Here is a 1,926-nt window from a genome sequence, read left to right on the forward strand (position 1 = left end):
CGTAATAGCCCTTTCTTCATAATCGTATGCTTACATTCGTATAATTTATTGAATAATTTTATAGGGTTACTTATGAATATCCTTGGTTACAGTGAAGGAACTAGAATATTAATAATTCTTTTTGTTCATTAACATTAAAGTGAATTTTAATTTTTATACTAAGAACCTTGCTACCAAAAAGGTTTGACACTTATAATATAATAAAATAATATTAATTGTACATTCTTTTATTATATTATTAATAATTTAATAATAAGATTTAAGTATTTGAGCAATAAATAAATTGGATTTGTGCCAAATTATCTTGATGCAAGGTAAATGATATATTTTTAATACTCTTTAATCTGAATGCTATTTTTCTTTTGAGCAACAGATACATAATGATAACCCAAATTATTTGGATTTCAGAAAAGAGATAGTGTAAGTTTACACCACCTCTTAATTTTTAATAGGAATATATTTCTAAACTTTATTACTAACAATCGCTTTTGTAATTACAATCCTCAACAGGTTTAATTGCATGGCCTGAGTCATCTGTACACCATGACTGTGACTGGAACGCTAAAAAGACAGCTTCCCATTTATCAGTGTCTTTATAATGGAAAAGTACTCCACCATCTTGCCAAATGCCGTCATCTTTTTTAAAACTTCCTACATTTCCTTGGTTCATGTGGACATCATGAATTCCAGGAGGGATTTCTTCACCATATGCATAAATATCAACTTTTGGATTATTTTCAGATGTTTTCATGTAATTTAAAAATTTATCTTGCAAATCGTTATCCTCACCAGGTGCAGTTACTGGAAGTGGGACTAATTTACAACGGTCAAGTAAATTACCTCGAATATAATCAAGTGCAATTTCTCTATTATTACTAGTAATGTTTGTGAAGCCGTAATTTAAGTTAGGTAGGTTTGTAATTTGCTCAGAATGAAAATTTTTACCTGCATAATACAATAACTCTGATGGTCTTTCTTTTGATTTGACATTAATAATAATTTCGTATTCACGGTTATTATTATCTGAGATATTAACTGTAAAATGAGGTGTACTATCCTGATTGTCAGGAGGGGTATATCCTACAACTTGACCTTTTAAAACTCCATAATTTTTTAACGGCATTGCTAACAGCTCCTAAAAATTTATTTAAACAGAATATAGTATTATCTGTGTTTTGTTTTTTATTCTAAAGTTATATTAATAAAATGGGAGGGAATATTTTTTTCTATTAAGAAATTATAATCAATTTATGCTTTTGACTTTTCAATATCAGCGGCTAGTAGTAAGCTGCACGAATATTTTCTAATGACTATTACAGGAATATCAATTACAACAGCAACTGGATCTATCCCCGTTTTGCATGGAGCTTGTATATCAGAAAACGTAACAAGTCGTTTTGGAGGTACTTCTAGTGCCACTCCCTTAGTAGCGGGAATTGCTGCTTAAACTATTTCAGCGAATCCTGAATTAACAGCTCTAAATATAATTTCTATCCTAAAAAGCACCGCTTCTAAATTAAAGATGCCACCAAGTCCATTTGATAAAGGGGCATTTATTGATATTGGAAGTTGTGATGGAACATGGAGTCTCTTGGTTTGGGCATGGTAGAGTGGATGCATTCAATGCGGTGAACGAAGCTTTATAAAGTAAATAATGTTTGTAAAATATTCTTTTAATAAGTATTGGTACAAAAAGTGGTAGAAAAAATAAAAAGATTTGCTGCTATAAATAGAAGATATAGTTAAGGGTAAAAATTTGGGGGCGATGCTGAAAAAAATATAAGATTTTAGTTTTATTATTAATATCAAGTCAGGAATAAAGTGAGTGTTTATAGTTAGTTGTATAATTAAAATCCACCCAAAAAATGACTCTTTTTTTAAGAACGTTTTTTAATTTATTCACTATAATTTTATAATAGGATATAT

General features: G+C 29.4%; 2 protein-coding genes. Both read right to left on the reverse strand.

Translation table 11 applies throughout. The annotated features are described in order from the left end of the window. Positions 1–475 precede the first annotated feature (475 nt). Positions 476–1,123 carry a YukJ family protein gene (locus GBN78_RS29615; protein ID WP_001128579.1) on the reverse strand — a complete coding sequence of 216 codons (648 nt, stop codon included), beginning with the start codon at positions 1,121–1,123 and terminating at the stop codon, positions 476–478. Between the two features lie 125 nt (positions 1,124–1,248). Beyond that, a complete protein-coding gene (locus tag GBN78_RS30520; RefSeq protein ID WP_193224777.1) occupies positions 1,249–1,419 on the reverse strand; it encodes a hypothetical protein in 171 nt (56 codons plus the stop codon). Positions 1,420–1,926 lie beyond the last annotated feature (507 nt).

This window comes from Bacillus sp. B2-WWTP-C-10-Post-4 (assembly GCF_009183805.1).
Taxonomy (GTDB): domain Bacteria; phylum Bacillota; class Bacilli; order Bacillales; family Bacillaceae_G; genus Bacillus_A; species Bacillus_A cereus.